Annotated in this window: 23 protein-coding genes; 9 read left to right on the forward strand and 14 right to left on the reverse strand. The window is 58.2% G+C overall.

Going from position 1 to position 22,304, the window contains the following annotated elements; all coding sequences use genetic code 11:
• The first annotated feature begins 1 nt into the window (after position 1).
• Together ACR3FC_RS07815 and ACR3FC_RS07820 are read left to right on the forward strand one after the other, a co-directional pair.
• Positions 2-664, forward strand: a complete 663-nt coding sequence (locus tag ACR3FC_RS07815; RefSeq protein ID WP_480474175.1) for a flagellar hook capping FlgD N-terminal domain-containing protein — start codon at positions 2-4, stop codon at positions 662-664.
• A gap of 50 nt (positions 665-714) precedes the next feature.
• Positions 715-1,602 carry a phosphotransferase gene (locus tag ACR3FC_RS07820; protein ID WP_480474176.1) on the forward strand — a complete coding sequence of 296 codons (888 nt, stop codon included), beginning with the start codon at positions 715-717 and terminating at the stop codon, positions 1,600-1,602.
• Here ACR3FC_RS07820 and ACR3FC_RS07825 read toward each other — a convergent pair.
• The 5 genes from ACR3FC_RS07825 to ACR3FC_RS07845 form a co-directional block, all read right to left on the reverse strand.
• The gene (locus tag ACR3FC_RS07825) at positions 1,595-2,899 is read right to left on the reverse strand and encodes an NAD(P)/FAD-dependent oxidoreductase (protein ID WP_480474177.1); all 1,305 of its coding nucleotides are present in this window, start codon (positions 2,897-2,899) and stop codon (positions 1,595-1,597) included. The genes ACR3FC_RS07820 and ACR3FC_RS07825 overlap by 8 nt on opposite strands.
• Positions 2,896-3,714: an ABC transporter permease gene (locus ACR3FC_RS07830; protein WP_480474178.1), complete on the reverse strand. Its 819-nt coding sequence runs from the start codon at positions 3,712-3,714 to the stop codon at positions 2,896-2,898. The genes ACR3FC_RS07825 and ACR3FC_RS07830 overlap by 4 nt, the downstream gene beginning before the upstream one ends.
• Complete coding sequence (locus ACR3FC_RS07835; protein WP_480474179.1) at positions 3,711-4,601, reverse strand: ABC transporter permease subunit; 891 nt, start codon at positions 4,599-4,601, stop codon at positions 3,711-3,713. Before ACR3FC_RS07835 ends, ACR3FC_RS07830 begins: the two co-directional genes overlap by 4 nt.
• Positions 4,601-5,728 (reverse strand): ABC transporter ATP-binding protein, encoded by a 1,128-nt coding sequence (locus ACR3FC_RS07840; protein ID WP_480474180.1) that lies wholly within the window; start codon positions 5,726-5,728, stop codon positions 4,601-4,603. The genes ACR3FC_RS07835 and ACR3FC_RS07840 overlap by 1 nt, the downstream gene beginning before the upstream one ends.
• Positions 5,729-5,797: 69 nt before the next feature.
• Positions 5,798-6,883, reverse strand: a complete 1,086-nt coding sequence (locus ACR3FC_RS07845) for a polyamine ABC transporter substrate-binding protein (RefSeq protein WP_480474181.1) — start codon at positions 6,881-6,883, stop codon at positions 5,798-5,800.
• A 140-nt stretch (positions 6,884-7,023) separates the two neighbouring features.
• Here ACR3FC_RS07845 and ACR3FC_RS07850 point away from each other — a divergent pair, with 140 nt between their 5' ends.
• Positions 7,024-7,707 (forward strand): GntR family transcriptional regulator, encoded by a 684-nt coding sequence (locus ACR3FC_RS07850; protein WP_480474182.1) that lies wholly within the window; start codon positions 7,024-7,026, stop codon positions 7,705-7,707.
• A gap of 77 nt (positions 7,708-7,784) precedes the next feature.
• Positions 7,785-9,182, forward strand: a complete 1,398-nt coding sequence (locus ACR3FC_RS07855) for an aspartate aminotransferase family protein (RefSeq protein WP_480474183.1) — start codon at positions 7,785-7,787, stop codon at positions 9,180-9,182.
• Positions 9,183-9,232: 50 nt separating this feature from the next.
• Here ACR3FC_RS07855 and ACR3FC_RS07860 read toward each other — a convergent pair whose 3' ends face one another.
• Both ACR3FC_RS07860 and ACR3FC_RS07865 read right to left on the reverse strand, forming a co-directional pair.
• Positions 9,233-10,525, reverse strand: coding sequence for a lytic murein transglycosylase (locus ACR3FC_RS07860; RefSeq protein ID WP_480474184.1), 1,293 nt, complete (start codon positions 10,523-10,525; stop codon positions 9,233-9,235).
• Between the two features lie 87 nt (positions 10,526-10,612).
• Positions 10,613-11,326 carry a helix-turn-helix transcriptional regulator gene (locus ACR3FC_RS07865; RefSeq protein WP_480474185.1) on the reverse strand — a complete coding sequence of 238 codons (714 nt, stop codon included), beginning with the start codon at positions 11,324-11,326 and terminating at the stop codon, positions 10,613-10,615.
• Between the two features lie 84 nt (positions 11,327-11,410).
• On the opposite strand from ACR3FC_RS07865, the gene ACR3FC_RS07870 reads away from it, so the two are divergent.
• Positions 11,411-12,109, forward strand: coding sequence for a glutathione S-transferase family protein (locus tag ACR3FC_RS07870; RefSeq protein ID WP_480474186.1), 699 nt, complete (start codon positions 11,411-11,413; stop codon positions 12,107-12,109).
• Positions 12,106-12,492 carry a DUF1801 domain-containing protein gene (locus tag ACR3FC_RS07875; RefSeq protein WP_480474187.1) on the forward strand — a complete coding sequence of 129 codons (387 nt, stop codon included), beginning with the start codon at positions 12,106-12,108 and terminating at the stop codon, positions 12,490-12,492. Before ACR3FC_RS07870 ends, ACR3FC_RS07875 begins: the two co-directional genes overlap by 4 nt.
• Here ACR3FC_RS07875 and rnr read toward each other — a convergent pair.
• From rnr to dapE, 3 genes are read right to left on the reverse strand one after another with little or no spacing between them, the layout of a single operon-like run.
• Positions 12,483-14,741: a ribonuclease R gene (gene rnr, locus ACR3FC_RS07880; protein WP_480474188.1), complete on the reverse strand. Its 2,259-nt coding sequence runs from the start codon at positions 14,739-14,741 to the stop codon at positions 12,483-12,485. The genes ACR3FC_RS07875 and rnr overlap by 10 nt on opposite strands.
• 47 nt (positions 14,742-14,788) lie before the next feature.
• A complete protein-coding gene (locus ACR3FC_RS07885; protein ID WP_480474189.1) occupies positions 14,789-15,364 on the reverse strand; it encodes a TIGR04282 family arsenosugar biosynthesis glycosyltransferase in 576 nt (191 codons plus the stop codon).
• 3 nt (positions 15,365-15,367) lie between these two features.
• Positions 15,368-16,507: a succinyl-diaminopimelate desuccinylase gene (dapE, locus tag ACR3FC_RS07890; RefSeq protein WP_480474190.1), complete on the reverse strand. Its 1,140-nt coding sequence runs from the start codon at positions 16,505-16,507 to the stop codon at positions 15,368-15,370.
• A gap of 209 nt (positions 16,508-16,716) precedes the next feature.
• Between dapE and ACR3FC_RS07895 the strand changes: the two genes are divergently transcribed.
• Positions 16,717-17,775 (forward strand): transporter substrate-binding domain-containing protein, encoded by a 1,059-nt coding sequence (locus tag ACR3FC_RS07895; protein ID WP_480474191.1) that lies wholly within the window; start codon positions 16,717-16,719, stop codon positions 17,773-17,775.
• Here ACR3FC_RS07895 and ACR3FC_RS07900 read toward each other — a convergent pair.
• Complete coding sequence (locus ACR3FC_RS07900; RefSeq protein ID WP_480474192.1) at positions 17,772-18,116, reverse strand: hypothetical protein; 345 nt, start codon at positions 18,114-18,116, stop codon at positions 17,772-17,774. The genes ACR3FC_RS07895 and ACR3FC_RS07900 overlap by 4 nt on opposite strands.
• Before the next feature lie 116 nt (positions 18,117-18,232).
• On the opposite strand from ACR3FC_RS07900, the gene ACR3FC_RS07905 reads away from it, so the two are divergent.
• Positions 18,233-18,589 carry a cupin domain-containing protein gene (locus tag ACR3FC_RS07905; RefSeq protein WP_480474193.1) on the forward strand — a complete coding sequence of 119 codons (357 nt, stop codon included), beginning with the start codon at positions 18,233-18,235 and terminating at the stop codon, positions 18,587-18,589.
• Positions 18,590-18,887: 298 nt separating this feature from the next.
• Here ACR3FC_RS07905 and dapD read toward each other — a convergent pair whose 3' ends face one another.
• The 3 genes from dapD to ACR3FC_RS07920 form a co-directional block, all read right to left on the reverse strand.
• Positions 18,888-19,715 (reverse strand): 2,3,4,5-tetrahydropyridine-2,6-dicarboxylate N-succinyltransferase, encoded by an 828-nt coding sequence (gene dapD / locus ACR3FC_RS07910; protein WP_480474194.1) that lies wholly within the window; start codon positions 19,713-19,715, stop codon positions 18,888-18,890.
• Positions 19,716-19,824: 109 nt separating this feature from the next.
• Positions 19,825-20,424, reverse strand: coding sequence for a GntR family transcriptional regulator (locus ACR3FC_RS07915; RefSeq protein WP_209598385.1), 600 nt, complete (start codon positions 20,422-20,424; stop codon positions 19,825-19,827).
• Positions 20,425-20,468: 44 nt separating this feature from the next.
• On the reverse strand, positions 20,469-21,380 hold the full coding sequence (locus ACR3FC_RS07920) for a threonine/serine dehydratase (RefSeq protein ID WP_480474195.1): 912 nt from the start codon (positions 21,378-21,380) through the stop codon (positions 20,469-20,471).
• A 79-nt stretch (positions 21,381-21,459) separates the two neighbouring features.
• On the opposite strand from ACR3FC_RS07920, the gene ACR3FC_RS07925 reads away from it, so the two are divergent.
• Positions 21,460-22,302, forward strand: coding sequence for an LOG family protein (locus ACR3FC_RS07925; protein WP_480474196.1), 843 nt, complete (start codon positions 21,460-21,462; stop codon positions 22,300-22,302).
• The last annotated feature ends 2 nt before the right edge of the window (positions 22,303-22,304 follow it).

Consider the following 22,304-nt stretch of genomic DNA (forward strand, 5'->3'; position numbering starts at 1 on the left):
GATGATCACACCCGTCACTGCCACACAGGCTGCCACATCTCAGGAAACTGCCGGTCCGTCCCGAAGTTCTGCGATCACTTCGGATTTCGAAACGTTTCTGTTGATGCTGACCGCGCAAGCCCAGAATCAGGACCCGCTGGAGCCGATGGACTCAACCGAATACGCATCGCAACTTGCGCAGTTTTCGATGGTTGAACAACAGGTTCAAACCAATGACCTGCTTTCCGCCCTGACCAGCACGCTTGGCAGTGTCAATCTGAACGACCTTGCAAGCTGGGTCGGAATGGACGTCAGATCTGCCTCGGGTTTTCATTTCAACGGCCAGCCAGTGACCCTGTTTTCGCGCGCGGATTCTGACGCGGACGCAACCAAACTGGTGATCCGTGATCATGAAGGCACAGTCGTCGACACGGTTTCTGTTCCTACAACGGCGACGGAGTTTGCTTGGGCAGGTGTAAGTTCCTCAGGTGATCCGATGGCTGCTGGCAACTACACCGCGACGCTTGAAAGCTACAAGAATGACCGGCTGATTTCCGAGAAACCCGTCGCTGCCTATAACCGGGTCGTCGAGGCGCAGGTGGGAGAAGATGCTGTTCTGCTGACCCTGCAAGGCGGTCAGGTGATTCCCGCAGATCTGGTCACGGCTGTTCGAACGGGCGCTTGATCTGTTGGGCTGGACGGGCCAAAGGTTGGCAACTTGACTCGCCAGAAGAAGTGAAAAGACCTCTGCCCAACCTGCCTGCCCCCCCTCATGATCTGGTTGAACACCTCAGCTCTCTTGGGCTGGTCAACATGTATGCGCAGTTCGAAATCCTGTATGGCGGTCGGACCAACAGGGTTTGGAAAGTGCTGGGGGACGACGGCGACAAAGTGCTGAAGCTTTACAGCCCGACCCTGCGCAACCCCTTGTTTCGAAATGATGCAAAGCTGGAAACCCTCTGCCTTAAGGCGCTTGGTCCGACCGGTTTTGTGCCAAGGCTGCGCGCCGCAGGACAGCACAAGGACGCGCATTGGGTGTTTTACGACCACGCACCCGGAACACCCTGGCGGAATGGCTCGGACAAGGTTGGTGAACTGCTGCGCAGGCTGCATTCGCTGCCCAACACCATTCCAGCGCCTGCCGGGTGCAACGGCAGCGCGGATCTGATGGCCCATGGGTACAGAATTCTGCAAGGGTGCAGGTCAGAAACCAGAAACGAACTGGCAGTATTGCAACCCTCGATATCTGTCCCTTCCACGACCAAGACTTGCCTGATCCATGGCGACCCGGTCGCTGGGAATATTCTGGTTGCATCCCGCGGCCTGACCTTGATCGACTGGCAATGCCCTGCCTTTGGCGACCCGTGCGAAGACCTTGCGATGTTTCTGTCCCCGGCGATGCAAAGGCTTTACCGGGGCTCACCTTTGTCGGACGCGGAAGAAGTTCAGTTTCTGTCCGCCTATCGCAGACCTGAGATTGTTTCCCGTTATCAACGGCTCAAGCCATGGTATGCTTGGCGCATGGCCGCTTATTGCCTGTGGCGCGCGGAAAACGGTGCACCCGACTATTCCGAAGGCTTGAAACTGGAAATCGAAACCCTGAAACCGAACGAATTCACCTGAGGTCCGAAAGCGCAAACAAGGCGTATGCCGGTGGCATCAATGCGCGACGCCAGCGGCCCAACGGAAACCGTTCAGGAGTTTGCCTCATCGGGGCAGGCAAACGGGCATCCTTGCCCAAAGCCAGCCGTGCCAATGCGCGTCCGCTGTATGTGCCCATAGCGACGCCGTTGCCATGATACGCAAATCCGGCAAACATGCCTGGCTGCATGGGCACGGCACCAACAAAAGGCATGAGGCTTCGCGAGAGGCACACCATACCTGACCAGATATGAGTCGCCTCAACTGCCGCCCAGGCCGGGAACATGCGTTTAAAATCTTGTTGAACCTTTGCCCGGATCGCGGCCTCGGACCCGGGCGACGATAACAAGCCGCCTCTCATTCCGAACAAAAAACGCCCATCCGGCATCAGGCGAAAATAGTGCAGAAGATTGCGCGTGTCGTAACATATCTGGTCCGAGTTCCAGCCCTGCGCCGATAGTTCTGCCTGGCTAAGCGGGCGCGTTACCATCACGGTCGATTGCGCGGGCAAGTAGCGTCCGGACATCCAATCGGGGATGTCTTCGCTAGAATACCCGTTGGTACAAATCAGCACGACCTGAGCGTTAACCTGCCCTGCGCTTGTTTGCAGTCTGAAGCCGGACGTTGTTTTTTCAATGTTCAGAACGGGGCTGTTCTGAAAGAAATTCACACCCGAAGCCGCCGCAGCGCTTGCCAACCCGAACAGGTATTTCCGGGGATTGAGCCCAAAGCCGACCGGCAGAGTACACCCTCCGAAGAATGCACCACCCATACCAAGCGCTGGCAAATCAGCAGCTTGGTGCAGAATGCCGGTCTCGTCCGCGTGTCGGCGCAGGACATCCATCGCATGTCGCGAATGGGCCAGTTGGGTCTCACCATTGGAATGCGTATCCGCATCTATCCGATGCCGCGCCAGCAGATCGGCAACCAGCTGGACCGCGTCCTGTTCAGCCGTCTCATAGGCCTGCGCCGCTTCGCGGCCATAGCGGCGCACCATGGACTTTTGCCCTAGCTTCGATCCGCCAAGACAGCAGAAACCGCCATTGCGACCTGATGCGCCCCACCCCGGTGGGCCTGCCTCGAGCACAGCAACCGAGGTCGCGTTTTCAGCCAGATGCAAAGCCGCTGAGACCCCTGTAAAGCCGCCACCGACGATGGCGACATCAACGTTCAGATCGCCCTGAAACTCTGGCCAGTTCGGGTTTGCAATGGTCTCGTCCCACCAGCAACCATCACGAGGACCCGCACCATAGGTGTATTCGGGAAATATCCGTTTCATTCGGTGCGCGCAGCGGCCTGCTCGTCCTGCCGTTGACGCATCATGGCGCGCTTGGTCACAAGTGAGGCCGTTATCACCCCAACCGTCACGACCGCAATCATGATCGTCGACAGCGCGTTTATCTCGGGGCTGACGCCCAGCCGCACGGCCGAAAAGATCTTGATCGGCAGGGTCGTCGCCGACGGGCCCGATGTGAACGACGCTATAACCAGATCATCCAGCGACAATGTGAAAGCCAGCAGCCAGCCCGAGATTACCGCGGGCGCGATAATCGGTAGGGTGACCAGACCAAAGGCCTGCGCGGGTGAACAACCCAGATCCAAAGCGGCTTCTTCCAGCGATTTGTCGAATGTCACAAGCCGTGACGAGACGACAACCGACACAAAACACATCGAAAATGTTGTGTGAGCCAGAACGATGGTCAGGATACCCCGGTCCAGCCCGATCCCGATAAAGAGCAACAGCAGCGACAGGCCGGTGATCACCTCGGGCATCACAAGCGGTGCGTAGATCATGCCGGAAAACAGTGTCCGACCAAAGAACCGCTTGCCCCTGACAAGCACATAAGCGGCCGCAGTCCCCAGAATGGTTGCCAATGTCGAAGAAAACACCGCAACCCGGACCGTGACCCATGCGGCATCCAGAAATGCCTCGTTCTGAACCAGTTCGCCATACCATTTGGTCGAAAACCCGGCCCAAACCGTGACCAGCTTGCTTTCGTTAAAGCTGAAGATGATCAGGATGATCATCGGAATATACAGGAACGCGAAACCCAGCGTCAGCGAAACCGTATTGAACCAGCTTAATCTGTTCATCCGTCAGCCTCCGCCTGTTTCTGCTGGTTGCGCTGGAACAGCACGATGGGAACGACCAGTATAAGCAACAGCACGATCGCGACGGCACTTGCCACGGGCCAGTCTCGGTTCGAGAAGAACTCTTCCCACAACACCTTGCCGATCATCAGCGTGCCGGACCCACCCAGCAGTGACGGGATCACAAACTCGCCGATCACGGGGATCATCACCAGAAAACAACCTGCGATGATGCCCGGTCTGGACAGTGGAACGGTGACCAGCCAGAAGGCTTGTGCCCTCGAACAACCCAAATCCTCGGCCGCCTCGATCAGCGAACCATCCATACGTTCCAATGACGAATAAATCGGCAGGATCATGAACGGGAGATAGGTGTAAACAATACCGATATAGACGGCAGTCGAGGTGTTCAGGATCGTCAAAGGCGTCGAAATGATACCCGTCCACAGAAGCAGTTGGTTAAGGTACCCTTCATTCGACAGAATGCCCATCCAAGCATAAACCCGGATCAGGAATGACGTCCAGAAAGGCAGGATCACCAGCATCATCAGCGTTGGCCGCCATTCCTCGGGCGCACGGGCCATGCCATAGGCGATGGGGTAACCAACCAGCAAAGTCAGGAAGGTTGAGATCAAAGCGATCTTGACGCTGGACAGATACGCTTTCCAGTACAGGTCGTCCTCGGTCAGCCAGACGAAGTTTTCAAGATCAAGTTGGCTGAAGAACTCTTTGATCCCCGCCCAACCAGCGGAAAAATCCAGTGTCGGTGTATAGGGCGGGATCGCAAGCGCGGTATCCGACAGCGAAATCTTCAGAACGATGAAGAATGGCACCATGAACAGCGCCAACAGCCAGACATAAGGTATGGCGATCAGAACAGCACGGCGCATCAGTCGACCAGCAGAACCGCAGCGGTGGCCGTCCAGGACAGCCAGACCGGGTCTTCCCAGGTGAATGAACGGCGCGAGATGCGGCGGGTATTGGCCGTCTGCGCCTTGATGATTGTGCCGTTTGCAAGTTCAACGTGATAAGTGGACAGATTGCCCAGATACGCGATGTCATGAACCTTGCCTTGCACCGCATTCACTGCATCCGCCGGACGCTCAGCCGAGATTGTCACTTTTTCCGGGCGGATCGCCAGATGGCACAACTGACTGTTTTCAAAGTTCTTCGCTGACGCTGCGGTCAGCGGCGCTTGCCCTTCAGCCCAGTCTACCTGATAGGTATCCTCTCCGACAGATGTCGCGCGCCCTTCTATGATGTTCACGTCCCCGATGAAATCAGCGACATAGACCGAGGCAGGATTTTCGTAAATCCGGTCCGGAGTGGCAACCTGCATAAGCTGACCCTGATCCATCACCGCCACACGGCTGGCGACTGTCATGGCCTCTTCCTGATCGTGCGTAACGATCACGAATGTGGTGCCGGTTTTTTCCTGAATATCCATCAGTTCGAATTGGGTATCCTGGCGCAATTTCTTGTCCAGTGCGCCCAGCGGTTCATCCAGCAGCAAAAGCTTGGGTGCCTTGGCAAGCGAGCGCGCCAGCGCCACACGCTGCCTCTGCCCACCCGAAATCTGATGCGGTTTACGGCGGGCGAACTGTTCAAGCCGGGTCAGGCGCAGCATTTCTTCGACCCGGTCTTCCAGATCATGTTTGGGCATTCTGTCCCGGCGCAGGCCAAAGGCGATGTTTTCCCAGACGCTAAGATGCGGAAAAAGGGCATAGGACTGGAACATCATGTTTACGGCACGCTTATTGGGCGGGATTGGGTCGATATCCTTCCCTCCAAGCAGGATTTGGCCTTCGGTCGGTGTTTCGAACCCGGCCAGCATCCGCATCATCGTCGTTTTGCCACATCCAGACGGACCAAGCAGGGCAAAGAACTCTCGCTCGAAGATATCCAGAGACAGGTTGTCGATGGCAGTAAATTCACCAAAACGCTTGGTCACGTTTCGGAACTGGATCAAGGGTTTCGCCTGCGGGTCATCCCATGGCGCAAAGACGTCAGAATTCACTACGGCCCTCGTTCGAATAGCTGAAAAGAGAGGCAAGGCGGCGGCGCCGCCCTGCCGGTGCAATTCGGATCAGGTGCCCGATTTGACCTTGGTCCACAGACGCGTCACGACCCGCTGCGTTTTCGCCGGATAAGGTGTCGTGATGTACAGGTTCTGCATCGTGGCATCATCCGGGTAGATGGCCGGATCGCCGATCACGTCCTCTTCCAGAAATTCCTGAGACGCTTTGTTGCCGTTGGCGTAATACACATAGTTCGATGCCGCCGCCATGTTGTTGGCGTCCAGAATGAAGTTAAGGAACGTGTGCGCGCCTTCGGGATTTGGAGCATCGACAGGAATTGCCATCTGGTCGAACCACATCAGTGACCCTTCGGCGAAGGGGTGGTATTCGATCTCTACCCCGTTATCTGCCTCTGCGGCACGGTCGCGTGCCTGAAGGATGTCACCCGACCAGCCAACAGCAACGCAGATGTCGCCATTTGCCAGCGCATTGATATATTCCGAGCTGTGGAATTTCTGGATATGCGGGCGGACTGCTGTCAAAACCGCTTCGGTCTTGCCGATCACGTCCGCGTCGTGGCTGTCAGGGTTTTCTCCAAGGTATTGCAGCACCATGGGAATAATTTCGGCCGGGGCATCCAGGAAATGCACACCGCAAGTGGCCAGCTTTTCCATGTTCTCGGGTTTCAGGACCAAGTCCATGCTGTTCAGGGCAATGTCGTCGCCCAGAACCTCTTTGACCTTACCGACATTCACGCCGATCCCGGTTGTTCCCCACATGTAGTTGATCGAATACGCGTTGTCCGGGTCATAGCCGGCGGTTCGTTCTTCGATTACATCCCAAAGGTTTCCGGCGTTCGAAAGCTTGCTTTGGTCCAGCTGCTGAAACGCGCCGGCCTGGATCTGGCGCTGAAGGAATGTACCTGACGGCACAACCACATCATAGCCCGAGCCACCGGCCAGCATCTTGGTTTCCAGAACCTCGTTGCTGTCGAACACGTCATAGATCAGGGTCAGACCTGTTTCTGCTTCGAACTTGCTCAGCAGTTCTTCGTCGATGTAGTCGGACCAGTTGTAAACACGCACCTCTTCGGCAAATGCCGCCGAAGTCCCCAATGCGATGACCGCCGTCATGGTCAGCGTTTTGATTGTCATATTCTTCTCCCTGCAAGTGTACGGGTATTTTCCCGTTTTTTTGGATTTGATCAAGTTTTGCGTTTTCCCTCGATCCAGCGTATGGTTTCACGTGGCCAGTCACCTGACAAGTCAGGCTTAGTCGAAATAGGAAGAACCAATTGGATTTGATCAAAAATAAGGCATATGCGCCGTCGACCGAAGGGGGCAAACAACCCGCGCATGAGCAGGTTTACCAAACACTCAGATCACAGATTCTGTTCGGTGAACTGGTCCCAGGTCAGCCCGTCACAATCCAGGGTCTGACTGATTCGCTGGGTGTTGGGATGACTCCGGTCCGCGAAGCGATTCGCCGGTTGATCTCGGATGGAGGGTTGGTTTTCCAGGGCAATCGGCGCGTCAGTGTACCGTTGCTGAACTCCAACGATATTGAAGAGATGATCTTCGCCAGAATTTCAATAGAATCAGAGCTTTCCAGACGTGCAACCGCCAACCTGAAAACGCAGGACATTGATCACTTGGAACGCCTGGACAGGCATTTGGATCGCATGATCGCCGATGGAGATGTCGGTGGCTATCTGCGTTTGAACCAGGCTTTTCACGAAACGCTGTATTCTTACGCAAACGCGCCGATCCTCAGTGACCTGGCTGAAAGACTTTGGTTGCGGTTTGGCCCCTCATTGCGTGTTGTCTGCGGGCGCTTCGGCACACAGAGCCTTCCGGATCGGCACAAGGACATTATTGCCGCTTTGCGCGTCGGTGACGCTGAAATGACCGCAAAGGCAACCGCCCAGGACATCGAACAAGGCATGGACCTGATGGCGGAAGCATTGACGTCCGTCTGATTCAGCCTGATTCGATTGACAGGAAAAAATTTGATCATATTGTGTTCGCCAACTGCGTTCTTGAAGGAGATTCTCCGATGTCTATCATCACCAACCATATGCCGACCGCCGAGTTGCAGGCGCTGGATGCGGCGCATCACATTCACCCCTTCTCGGCCAATGGTGCGCTGGGGAAGGAAGGGGCGCGCGTGATCACACGTGCCACTGGCGTTTATCTGACTGACAGCGAAGGCGAAGAAATTCTGGACGCGATGGCGGGCCTGTGGTGCGTCAATATCGGGTACGGGCGTGATGAGCTGGCTGATGTTGCCGCGCGCCAGATGCGCGAGCTGCCCTATTACAACACCTTCTTCAAAACGACCCACGTCCCGGCGATTGCTTTGGCTGCCAAGATTGCCGAACTGGCTCCGGGCGACCTGAACCATGTCTTTTTCGCAGCAGGCGGGTCCGAGGCAAACGATACCAATATCCGCCTCGTGCGCACCTACTGGGCCCAGAAGGGCCAGCCTGACAAGAACATCATCATCAGCCGAAAGAACGCCTATCACGGCTCATCCGTGGGCTCGGCCTCGCTGGGTGGTATGGCCGGGATGCACGCACAGGGTGGCATTCCGATCCCGAACATCCACCACATCAACCAACCCAACTGGTGGGCCGAAGGCGGCGACATGTCGCCCGAAGAATTCGGTCTGGCCCGCGCGCGCGAGCTGGAAGAGGCGATTGAGGAGTTGGGCGAAGACCGGGTAGCCGCCTTTATCGCCGAGCCGGTTCAGGGTGCAGGCGGTGTGATTGTCGCGCCCGATACATACTGGCCGGAAATTCAGCGTATCTGCGACAAGTACGATATCTTGCTGATAGCTGACGAGGTCATCTGCGGATTTGGCCGGACAGGCAACTGGTTCGGGTCGCAAACCGTTGGCATCAAGCCGCATATCATGACCATCGCCAAGGGCCTTAGCTCGGGCTATGCGCCCATCGGCGGGTCCATCGTGAACGACGAAATCGCCGAAGTGATTGGCGGTACCGAATTCAACCACGGCTATACCTATTCCGGCCACCCGGTCGCGGCTGCCGTGGCATTGGAGAACCTGCGCATCCTCGAAGAAGAGAAGATCGTTGAGCATGTGCGCGACGTTGCCGCCCCCTATCTGAAAGAAAAGTGGGAAGCACTGGCAGATCATCCGCTGGTGGGTGAGGCCAAGATCGTTGGCATGATGGCCTCCATCGCGCTGACCCCGGACAAAGCAAGCCGCGCCAAATTCGCATCCGAACCCGGCACGGTCGGCTATATCTGCCGTGATCGGTGCTTTGCCAATAACCTGATCATGCGCCACGTCGGCGACCGGATGATCATTTCACCCCCGCTGATCCTGACACCTGCGGATATCGACGAGATGTTCGTGCGGATCTACAAGTCGCTGGACGAAGCGCAGGCCGAGATCATTGCACAAGGGCTGATGAAAGCCGCATCTTGATTTAGCGACTTATGCGTCTTCAAAGGCGGCCCATTCGGGCCGCCTTTTCTTTACCGTAACCTCTCCAGCAGGTTTGGCGTGGGGTATCCGTCCGGGACCAGCCCCTGCGCCAGTTGATACGCCCGAACCGCGTTGATCGTATTTGGCCCGGTGCGCCCGTCGACACCCTTTGTGTCAAAGCCCGCATCCGTCAGACGGTTCTGCAATTCCTTTTTCTCGGTAAAGCTCAGCACCCGGTCGCCGTGCGGCCAGCTGGCCCGAAACGCTGAGCCCCCTGCAAGCCGGTCAGACAGATGCCCGATGCCGATCACATAGGCATCGGCCCCATTATACGCCTCGATCACGTTGAAATTGTCAAAGATCATCAGCGCGACGCCCTGACTTCCGGCCGGAAGCAGGATCGCGGCCTTCCCATGATCCGGCACGACGGTGCCATCCCGCGACACGACACCCTGTGCGGCCCATTCAGACGGCATCAGCGTAAAATCACGACGGGCTGAGGCGTAATCGAAATCGGCGGGCAAACGCACCTCCACGCCCCATGGCTGACCCCTGGTCCAACCATGCCGCGCCAGATAAGACGCCGCCGAAGCCAGCGCATCCGTCGGATCATCCGACCAGATATCCCGTCGGCCATCACCGTCGAAATCCACCGCGTGATCCAGATATGACGTGGGCATGAATTGCGTATGCCCCATTGCGCCGGCCCAACTGCCAAGCATCTTGCCGGCGCTGATATCGCCAGCCTGCACGATCCGCAGGGCAGCGACCAACTGCGTTTCAAAGAATTGTGCCCGCCGCGCATCAAAGGCTAGTGTTGCCAATGAACGAAGCGTTGGACTGCTGCCGCGATAAGACCCGAAAGAGGTTTCAAGCCCCCAGATGGCAGCGACCACCTCTTTTTCGACACCGTATTCAGCCTCGATCCGGTTCAACACCTGCCGATGCCGCTGCAGGGCGGCGCGCCCGTTCGACAGGCGCGTTTCCGACACTGCGGTTTCAAGATACTCCCAGATGGGTTTCGAAAACTCCGCCTGATTGCGATCCCGTTCCAGGACATCTTCGTCATAGCTCATCCCCGAAAACACCTGAGTCAGTGTTCCCTGCGAAATGCCCTGCCGCCGCGCGCGTCCCTGAAAGGCGCCAAGCCAGGACTGAAACCTTGCCGTTGTCGCAGAAGCCACGGGCAAGGCCTCAATCAACGGGCGCGGGACCGGACGGATCGAAACGGTCACATCCGCCGAAGCCAGTTGCAGCGCTGCGCGTGAAATCCCGCTGTCTGCCCATCTGGTGTTTTCTGTTGTTTCCGCCTGCACTATGGATGCCCACAATGCGACGGTCATGACGCCGCCTACGCATTTTCGCATTCCGTTTTTTCCTGATTACTGCTCGACCACAGGGTAGCGCAGAATCAGAAATTCACAAAGTGCTCAGACGTTCGCCTCTCGCTCCTGCGCAGCACGCTCTGCCCGAATGCGTTCCAATGCCTCGCGCAGCAGGGGCACGCGGTTCGGCCTGAAACTTTGTTCCGTCACTGACATGTCCTGTAAGCGATCCAACCGGAAAACGCGAAAATCCTGTCGCAGGTGGCACCAGCCCAACAACACGTTCGAGTGATCCAGATAGACGATGCTCAAAGGGCTGACGCGCCTGTGCGTAGCGTCGCCTTTCGCGTCCGTATAGAAAAACTCAACCGCGCGCTCATCCCACGTCGCCTGCCGCAGAGTGGCCACGTCAATCGTGGGTTCAGGCGGGCGGTTGAACCGCGTAGCAGCCAGAACCGCATGGCTGAGCCGGTGGGACTGGCGTTGCGGCAAGCGTCCCTGAAGTTTCCGCAGGGCCGTGCCCGCTGCGCCCGACAAAGCCGGATCGCCAATCACCTGAACTTCGCGCAGGCCCAGAACCAACGCTTCAAGCTCATCATCAGTGAACCCCAATGGGGGCAGGGTTGCGTCCTCGATCAGCGTAAAGCCAAACCCCGCTTCGCCATCGATCACGGCACCCAGTCCGCGCAATGCATCAATATCCCGATGAATTGTTCGGGCCGAAACACCCAAATCCTGCGCCAACTGTTCGGATGTTCTAGGCGAAGGGCCAGAACGCAGGGCTTGCATCAGTTGGAACAAACGGGCGGTGCGGGACATGATGTATTATAGCTTATCCCTAATGACAGAAACTGTCATTAGGTCCCGATACTCAGTCAGCACCCCATAACACGGAGCCTTATAATGCTGACCCTTCTCACCTTCCCCTCTGCCTTCGGCCTGTTCAGTGCCAGCCCCTTCTGTGTCAAGACAGCATTGATGCTTCAGCAGTCCGGCCAGACCTGGCAGCGCTCGGACATGCTTGACCCCCGCAAGATGCCCCACCAGAAGCTGCCCGTTTTGCGGACGCCGGAACGCCTGGTCCCGGACAGCGACCTGATCCGCGATTGGTTGGAACAGCAGGGCGCGGATTTCGACAAAGGGTTGACGGATGTCGAAAAGGCGCAGTCCCGCGCCCTGGTGCGCATGGCCGAAGAGCATCTGTATTTTCACATCGTTCTGGATCGCTGGGGCAATGACCAAGTCTGGCCGATCTTGCGTGATACGTTCTTTACTAGAATTCCGGCGTTGATCCGAAAACCCGCATCCAATGCGATCCGGAAATCCGTTCTGAAGGGGATCACGTCGCAGGGAATCGGGCGGTTTTCGCTGTCCGAACGGCTGGACCGGATCGAACGTGACCTCGAGGCGATCTCGGCCTATCTGTGGCAATCCTCTTTCCTGCTTGGGGACCGGCCGACATCGGCTGACATGAGCGTTGGTCCAATGCTTGCCGCGATGCGCGCCACACCTGCGGACACCCCCCTGACCCGCCGGATCAAACAGGATAACCTGCTAAACAGCTACGTGGATCGGTTGGAACAGGCGATACCAATTGCATGAAACCCTTTGAAAACCCTTTGGTCGCTTCGGCCTTTGAAGCCCTGCCCCCGCAAATCCGTGCGGGGGCTCTGGCCTTGCGGGCGCTTGTGTTTGACACGGCAGCCTCTCTGCCTGCCGCCCCCACGGTGCAAGAGGAACTGCGGTGGGGTCAGCCCGCCTATCTTGCGCCCAAGGGGTCAACGATCCGGCTGGGCGCGCACAAGTCGGCAAGTTTCGCCTTGTTTGTGCACTGCCGAACCCGGTTGATAAGCGATTTCACATCCGCCTTTCCGGGCGAGGACCAGATAGATGGGAACCGTGCCGTTCTGTTTGATGACACTACACAAATCGATCCAACACGCCACGGATGGCTGATTGCCCGGGCGTTGACCTATCACCTCTGACGGCGTTTGCGTTCGACCTTGCGCTTGATCTTGTCTTTCTTGCGCTTGGTGCTGATCGCTTTGCGCCGGGATGATCGCCCTTTTGGCCCATGTCCGCGCGGCAAGGCCTGGTCATCGATGGACAGCAGCTCCAGCTCCAACCCGCCGGTCACAGGTGTCGCTTCGGTCAGTCGAACGGTGACACGTTGGCCGATGGCGATAATCAGCCCCGTGTCCGCCCCCATAAGTGTCCCGGCCTCGCGGTCGAAATGGAAGAACTCGCGCCCCAATGATCGCACCGGAACCAAGCCATCCGCGCCGGTTTCGTCCATTTTGACAAATGCACCAAACCGGGCAATGCCGCTGATCCGGCCCGTGAATTCATTGCCGACACGCTCGCTCAGATACGCGGCCAGATAGCGATCAGTCGTGTCCCGTTCAGCCATCATGGATCGGCGTTCGGTATCTGAAATATGAGTCGCCGTTTCTTCGAGCCGGGTAATCTCGTCTTCGGTCAAACCGTCCGTGCCCCAACCGTGGGCTGAGATCAGCGACCGATGCACGACCAAGTCGGCATAGCGCCGGATCGGCGAGGTGAAATGCGCGTAGTTCCGCAGCGCCAGCCCGAAATGGCCGAAGTTTTCAGGGTTGTAATAGGCCTGTGCCATCGACCGCAGGGTGGTCAGGTTGATCAGTTCCGCATCCTCGGTCCCGGCGGCGGCGTTCAGCAGCGCATTCAGGTGTCGGGTTTGCAGCACCTGCCCCTTGGCAAGGTTTAATCCGGCGGCCTGCGCCGTTTCCCGCAGGCTTTCCAGTTTCTCGGGCGCGGGTTCCTCGTGCACGCGAAACAGCAGCGGACGGCGCTTGGCGATAAGTGTCTCGGCAGCCGAGACGTTGGCGAGGATCATGAACTCTTCGATCAACCGATGCGCATCCAACCGGTCGCGGAACGCCACGCTTTCAACATGACCCGTCTCGCTGAGCACGATCTTACGCTCGGGCAGGTCCAGTTCCAGTGGCTGTCGCACAGCCCGCGCTTTCTTTAGCGCGGCATAGGCGGCGTAAAGCGGTTTCAAGACCGTCTCCAGCAATGGCCCAGTGCGGTCGTTCGGGTTGCCGTCGATGGCCTCCTGCACTTCGGCATAGTTCAGTGACGCAACCGAACGCATCAACCCCCGCACAAAACGATGACCAATCTTGTTACCGTCCGCGTCAATCTGCATCCGCACAGCGACACAGGCGCGCGGGACGCCTTCATGCAGGGAACACAGATCACCCGACAGCCGATCAGGCAGCATCGGCACCACACGGTCAGGGAAATAACTTGAATTGCCCCGCTTGCGCGCCTCGCGGTCCAGGGCCGAGCCGGGCAGCACATAAGCAGCAACATCGGCGATAGCGACCCAGATCACATGTCCACCAGGGTTCTTGGGGTCTTCATCCGCGTGCGCGTAACAGGCATCATCACGATCGCGCGCATCCGAAGGGTCGATGGTCAGCAGCGGCATGTCCCGCAGGTCCTCGCGGCCCTTCAGGCCAACGGGTTTGGCATTGTCTGCTTCTGCAATGACCTTGTCGGGAAAGTCATCCGGGATACCGTGCTGGTGGATCGCGATCAGCGAAACAGCCTTGGGCGCGGTCGGATCACCCAGCCGTTCAACGATGCGCGCGCGCGGCAGGCCCATACGGTTTTTCGGCCCGGCCTGTTCGGCCTCGACTAATTCGCCGTCTTTGGCACCATGCACCGCGCCATCGGCAACCAGCCATTCAGTCTGGCCTGCCTTGTCGATAGGAACGATTCTGCCCCCTTCGGCCCCTTTACGGAATATGCCCACGATCTTGCGCGGGTTGGTCCCGATTCGGCGGATCAGGCGGGCTTCGTAATTGTGATCTTCTTCGTGCACGACGGTCAGGCGGGCCAGAATGCGGTCACCCTCACCCAGGGCCGGGTCGCTGGCCCGCGCGATGATGAGAACGATGGGCTCGACGCCTTCGCCATGCCATTCCAGTGGACGGGCAAACAGATCACCATCGGCATTCGGGGCCTTCACCTGCAAGACACTGACAGGTGGAAGACGGTCTGGATCGCGATAGCTGCGCTTGCGTTTTTCAAGATGTCCTTCGGCCTCAAGCTCTTTGAGGATGCGCTTGAGGTCAATGCGATCCGCGCCCTTGATACCAAAGGCTTTGGCGATGTCGCGTTTCGAGGTCAGGGTGGGGTTCGCCGAGATCCAGTCAAGGACCTCCTGCTTGGTGGGGATGCGAGTCATGCTTCCGGCGTAGCACGCGTTTGCGACCGCGTCATGACCAAAAAACCTCAGGGTTTCAGATCAGCGACCGTATCCACATCGCGCAGCTGGTCCAGCAGGGTCACACGGCAGTTTGGGATTGAGGCAAGTGTGTCGGCCAATGCATGTTCTGTGGACCAGCGCACATCGTGGAACAGACCTGCGGGCAGCGCGCCATAGCGCTGCGCACCGACCAGCCAATAGCCGCCATCCGGCGCGGGGCCGAACACCATCTGGGTTCGCCTAAGCGCTCCAAAAGCGCGGGCAATATGTGCACGCGAAATACCCGGAGTATCCGCTCCGATCAGGCAAACCGGCCCCTTGGGCATTCCGCGCAACATCCGTCTCATCCGGTCCCCCAGATCGCCGGACCCCTGCGGCGCGCGCGGCAGATCAACGGGCCAGATACGGCTTGCAAGACCTTCTGCATCGGGCGACACGGCCAGCACGATCTGCCAGCGAGGGTCGCGCAGCTTTCGGATCAAAGCGCGGGTCTGGTGCCGAAACCACCACGCGGCACCAACCATGCCGATATCACGCCCCAGCCGCGTCTTGACACGGCCCGGTCGAGGTTCCTTGACCATGATCACCAATGTGCGCTGCATGGATCAGGCGAAATAATCCGTCAGGATACGGGTATAGATCGATTTGAGTTGCTCGATCTGCACAACCTCAACGCACTCGTCCACCTGATGCATCGTGCGTCCGACCAAGCCGAACTCCACCACCGGACAATGGTTTTTGACAAAGCGCGCATCCGAGGTGCCGCCGGTTGTCGACAGTTCAGGCGTAACGCCGGTTTCGGCTTCGACCGCTTTGGCCACCAGATCCGACAAAGGCCCTGGTGGGGTCAGAAAACTTTCACCCGATATGCTGATCGTGACACCGATGTCGACACCGTATTGGGCTGCCACCTGATCCGCCTCTGATTGCAACCAGTCACTCAGGCTGGCCCCGGAATGCAGATCGTTAAAGCGGATATTGACCGCGCCGCTGCATTGCGACGGGATCACGTTGGTTGCGGCGTTTCCGGTGTCGATGGTGACAACAGCCAGTGTTGAGGCGTCGAAATGGTCCGTGCCCTGATCCAGTTCATGGCTGGCAAGCCGATCCATCAGCCGCGCCATGGCGGGCAGAGGGTTCTTAGCTCGATGGGGATAAGCCGAATGCCCCTGCACACCTGTAATCTTAAACCATGCAGTCATTGAGCCCCGGCGGCCGATCTTGATCATCTCACCCATTTTGTTCGGGCATGTTGGCTCACCCACCAGACAGACCGACATACGCTCACCCGCGCCTTCCATGTAATCGAGAAGCGCAGTGGTGCCGTCCAACGCATCGCCTTCCTCATCACCAGTAATCGCCAGAACAATTGCCCCATCCGGCGGGGTGTCACGCACGAAATCCATTGCGGCAGCCGCAAAAGCCGCAACACCGGATTTCATATCGGTAGTACCGCGCCCATACATCACACCATCCCGCACTTCGGCCCCGAAAGGCGGCGCAGTCCAGGCAGCTTCGTCGCCGACAGGGACGACGTCTGTGTGACCGTTAAATCCGAAACTACGCGCATGACCTTTCTGCCCCCAACGCGCGAACAGGTTACTGATGCCGCCGCGATCGACGCGCGTGCATTCGAAACCTGCCTCCGACAGCACTGTCTCAAGCAAAACAAGTGCTCCGCCCTCTGAAGGTGTGACCGAAGGGCAACGGATCAGTTCGGCTGTCAATTGGACGGGATCAGTCATGCGGGGACCTCTGTAACTGTGTCTGACGCGGGTTCGCGCACAGATTCAACGATTTGGCCGGTTTTCCAACCCCAATCCGTAAAAAAACGGTCATCCGAATATGTAGATGTCAAAGCGGCACCCCAATAAAACATGGAACTTTACCCTGCGACCACCTTGCCGCCCGCCACAAATTCGCGTTACAGGGCCGCGAAACAGGTGAATTGAATATGAAGCGCGCCCTCTTCGCACTGATCTGCCTGACTTTCGCCGTCATCGCACAGCAGAGCCTGGCACAGTCCCTTTCGGTCACAACAGTGACCCGCCCGCCGTTTTCCTATGTCGAGGGCGGCCATGAAACCGGTTTTTCCATGGATTTGCTGGCGGCCCTGGCCGAGGCTCTGAACTGGGACTACACGGTCAACCGCGTCGACGCGTTTTCTGACATGTTGGGTGCCGTGCAGAGCGGATCTGCAGACCTTGCCATCGCCAATATCTCGATCACCGCCCTGCGCGAAACGCAAATGGACTTCTCTCAGCCGATCTTTGAAGCGGGTCTTCAGATCATGGTGCCCTCGGACGCGGTACGAAAGCCTTCGATTTTGCAGGCTCTGCTATCGAAAGAACTTTTCATCGCTATCGGGCTTGCCTTTGCCATTCTCCTCGGTGGCGGCATGCTGATGTGGAGCTTTGAACGCCGTGCCCAACCCTATTTCGACCGCAACCTTAACGAGGCGTGGTTCCCATCGTTCTGGTGGGCACTGAATTTGGTTGTGAATGGCGGGTTCGAAGAACGAATGCCGCGAACACCGTTCGGTCGTATGCTGGGGGTTACCCTGGTGGTGTCATCCTTGTTCATCGTGTCGGTGTTTACCGCCCGCATCACCTCGGTCATGACGGTGGACGCGATTACCGGCAGCGTGAATTCGGTGAACGACCTTTACGGCAAGAATGTCGGGACAATCTCGGGGTCTACAGCGGCGAGCTTTCTGAACCGGCGCGAGATCGAATTCACCGGCTACCCCGGACTGAACGAGATGCTGGACGCCTTCAAAGCCGAAGAACTGAATGCCGTCGTGTTCGACGCGCCGATCCTGTCCTACTTTGCAGCTCATGAAGGGCGGCGGATTGCATCGATGACAGGTGGCGTCTTCCTGCGCGAGAATTACGGCATCGCATTTCCGACCGGATCACCGCTGGTCGAGGATGTTAACCAGGCATTGCTCGGCCTGCGCGAAGACGGAACCTATGACGAAATCTATCGCAAGTGGTTCGGGTCGCGAAACTAGGCTTGTGCTTCGTCTTCGAAAAACGGTGTCATCTGCGCGACGATCACTGCGTTTTCATCCAATGCTCTTTGCATCAGCGCACGTTCGTCCGGCTCGATATCGTGGCCTTGCGCTTCACGCTCGGCCAATGTGCCATATCCGGTGACATCCAGCGGTGCGGTGTCTGCCTGCTTCAGGATCGCAACCGTCTCACGCACGGCCTCGGCCTCATCCACGCCGCTGGCATAGCACATCAGTGCCGCGCCGGTCGCCCCATCAGGCAGGCCGTCGCCCTCCTTGCGGCCAATCTGGACCAAAAGGGTATAGACTTGCTGACGTGAGGGTTTCTTTTGCTTCTCCATGCACCGGGCCATAGCCCCGCGCCGGTTCGCGGTCAAGCAGCCAACAATTGCAGGAGCCCCGCCTTGCGCCCATAGTACCCGGAATAAACCGATCCCGGATACCAAAGGACGCCTTCATGCCCTACCCAGATTTCATAACGAGTTTTCCCAGCCTCGACGTACCGTTCCCCGACGACGTGGTGCAAACGGCCGTGATCCGGTCGGATGCAGGGTTGGTGGCGTTCTTTACTTTTCTTCAGGATTTCGAATTGCCCTTACATTCTCACAAAGCCCAATGGGGCACAGTGGTCGAGGGTGAGGTTGAATTGACCATCGACGGGCAGACCCTAACCTACCGCTCTGGCGACAGTTATTCGATCCCGTCAGGCGTGGAACATGGCGGCAAAATCAAGGCTGGCACACGGGTTATCGATGTTTTCGAGGAACCGGACCGGTATCCGATCAAGGGATTAGCTGGGCGAGAGACTCAGTGAACGCGAGTCTCGGCCTCCCTCATTGATTGAAGACCTCCGGCCCGAAAAGCTGTTGAGTTGAATCCGGCGGCGATGGTGAAACCGAAGGCAACGGTGAATCCGAAGGCGGCAGCGAAACCGAAAGTGCTGAAGTAAACACAGGAAGCACTGAAGTCGAAGCCATGCAGGGTGAGAACCGCTAAGCAGCACTTCAAAGCTGATCGCGGCCACGAACTTCGTATCTGGTTCAGTCGGCTTGACCCAAAAAACAAATAGGCCGGAGCAGTTATGCCCCGGCCTTGCGCGTTAATCAGAACGATCAGTCCCGCAGCAATTCGTTGATGCCCGTTTTCGAGCGGGTCTTTTCGTCAACCCGCTTCACGATCACAGCGCAATAGAGGCTGACGTTGTTCTTCGACGGCATGGAACCCGCGACCACAACCGAATAGGGCGGAACCTCGCCATACATGACTTCTCCGGTTTCGCGATCCACGATCTTGGTGGACTTACCAATGAACACGCCCATCCCCAGAACCGAGCCTTCGCGGACGATACATCCCTCCACCACTTCCGAGCGCGCGCCGATAAAGCAATTGTCTTCAATGATGGTCGGGCCAGCCTGCATCGGCTCAAGCACTCCGCCAATACCAACGCCGCCCGACAGGTGCACATTCTTGCCGATCTGTGCGCAGGATCCGACGGTGGCCCAGGTATCAACCATCGTGCCTTCGTCAACATAGGCCCCAAGGTTCACGAAAGACGGCATAAGCACCACGCCCGGTGCGATGTAAGCGGATTTGCGGACAACGCAGTTTGGAACCGCGCGGAACCCGGCAGAACGCCACTGGTTTTCACCCCAACCGGCGAACTTGCTGTCCACCTTGTCCCACCAGCCGCCGTCCTGCGGACCGCCCGGCTGGATTTCCATGTCCTTGATACGGAAGCCCAGCAGAACCGCCTTTTTGGCCCATTGGTTTACGTGCCAGTCACCGGATTCCAGCTTTTCCGCCACGCGCAACGAGCCACTGTCCAGCGCATTCAGCGTATCCTCGATCGCCTCGCGCTGCTCGCCTGTGGTGGCGGGCGTGATGGTCTCGCGTGCCTCCCAGGCGGTTTCGATGGCGGCTTCCAGTTGCGCGTTGGACATGGAGTGTCTCCCTACAGAATCTGTTCACGTTGATTTGGCCTATACGCAAGCCCGACCCATGGCGCAATGCGACGCAGACGGGCCCAATTGCGTCTGAGGCTCAGGGTCATCAGCTTGCGCGCCGGATATGGCGGGTCAGGATCGCCGTTGCTGTGGCCATTTCCTTGCGCTTCAACGCCCGCACAATGGCCGCATGATCCGTGTCAGCCCTCTGCACCCATTTCAACCGCCATTGCGCGAACAGATGGCGTGCGCTTGCGATATGCAGATCGTCGATTGCGTGCAAAAGCCGAGGCAGCCCGCAAGGTGTCAGGATGGCGCGATGGAACGTTCTGTTGAGGGCCTCCCATTGCGGCATCGACTGCGCCTCGTCACAGGCGATACGTGCGTTCTCGATCTTTTCCAACGCGACCGGAGACATGTTTTGCATCGATTGCTGCAACGCCAGCGTTTCCAACGCCACGCGCATTTCGATCACCTCCCGAACCTCTGCCGGGTCTAATGCTGTTACACGCATTCCCTTGCGCGGTTCATGCCGGGCCAACCCATGCGCCTCAAGCCGCAACAAGGCTTCGCGCACCGGAACATGGCTGGTATCGAAGGTTCGGGCAATATGATCCTGCCGCAGCTTTTCACCGGCCGCCAGCTCTCCGGTGATGATCCGCTGGCTGAGGCTTTGGTAAATCGTGTCGGAAATCATTGCAGTCATGGATTATAGATAAAATCCACCATCCACATCCACAACCCGATAATTTACCCAGCGAACGGGTCCGGCGCGATATTTGCACCGCACACCAGAACGGCCACGCGTTCACCCGGTTCAGGCCGATACGCACCCGAGGTCAAGGCTGCCAATGCGGTCGCGCCCGCAGGTTCTACCAGAATGCGATGCGCGCGCCAAAGCGCCAGTTGTGCCGCAGCGATGGCATCGTCAGACACCAGAACCGAACTCATACCCTGTGCCAGTTCAAAACAGATTTCGCCGATCCGCCGCGCGCCCAGCGCGTTTGCGGCGATCCCCGACACGGAAACATCGACCGGTTCACCAGCGCGCAACGCTGCATTCAACGCACAGGACGTTTCCGGCTCGACCGCCACAACCTTGCGCGCGCCACCGAACCAGGCCAGCGCCCCTGCGATCAGCCCGCCGCCGCCAACAGCGACCAGTACCGTATCCGCCTGCAAGCCCTGGGCGTCCCATTCGGCAAAACAGGTCCCTTGCCCCGCCACCGTGGCCGGGGCGTCATAAGCATGGATCTGCATTGCACCCGTCGTTGCCTCATGCTCTTGCGCTGCGGTCAGCGCGTTCGCGTATTCACCGGAAACAACACTCAGGTCGGCACCGGTTTGCCGGATCAGTGCGATCTTGGACGGGCCCGCCAGTTCCGGCACAAATATTTTTGCAGGATACCCCAGCGTCTGCGCTGCATAGGCCGCCGCCGCACCATGATTGCCACCGGATGCGGCGACCACACCCGCAGCCGGCACGTCCGAGCTGAGCAGCGTATTGAACGCACCCCGCGCCTTGAAACTGCCAGTATGCTGCATGTGCTCGAGTTTCAGTTCAACCGGATAGCCGGGAATGTTGCTTTCCATAACAGGGGTCACCTGCGCATATCCCGCGATGCGGTCCCGTGCTGCCGATATTTCACTTTTCCAATTCATTCTCATCTTTCCGTGACTGGCACTCTGCCCGCGAACCCTATAGCTGTTTGTCAAACACGCAAGCAGGGATCGATCACCGATGAAGGAAGACCGTCACAGTCCGTTTCGCGATGCGCAGACCGACCGCTCGACCGCGAAAGAGGTTCCGGACACACCGCAAACACGCTCTCCGGCCTACCGTCTGGCTTTCGCGGATGACGAGTTTCTGTGCCGGGACGAGCTGCGCCCTGTACGGTTGCAGCTTGAGTTGCTGAAACCCGAAATGATCATGACCGAGCGGGAGATCACGTCGACCATCGTCATGTTCGGCGGCGCCCGCATTCCCGAACCCTCGCAAAAGCACACCGCGCGGACAGAAACCCTGGCCGGTCTGTCGAAATATTATGATGAGGCACGCGAATTCGCGCGACTGATGACCGTGAAATCGAAAGAAACCGGATGCCGCGAGAATGTGATCGTCACTGGCGGCGGCCCCGGTGTGATGGAAGCTGGCAATCGCGGTGCACACGAAGCAGGCGGGTGCTCGATCGGGCTGAACATCGTGCTTCCGCACGAACAGGCACCAAACAGCTTCGTGACGCCAGATCTCAGCTTTAATTTCCACTATTTTGCGATCCGCAAAATGCACTTCCTGATGCGCGCCCGCGCCATCACCATCTTTCCCGGTGGGTTTGGGACGCTGGATGAACTGTTCGAATCCCTGACCCTGATCCAGACCGGCAGAATGGATCGTGTGCCTTTCCTGCTGTTTGGCCGCGCGTTCTGGGAAAAGGTCATCAACTGGGACGCACTGGCGGATGCCGGTACGATCTCGGACGAGGATCTGGACCTGTTCCGCTTTGTCGATACCGCGCAGGAGGCGGCCGAGATCATCGAGAACTGGGAACCCGCCCCGCCCCGCGACGAAATTCCGGGGCGCTGAGC

The sequence above is a fragment of the Ruegeria sp. AF3 genome (assembly GCF_056536285.1).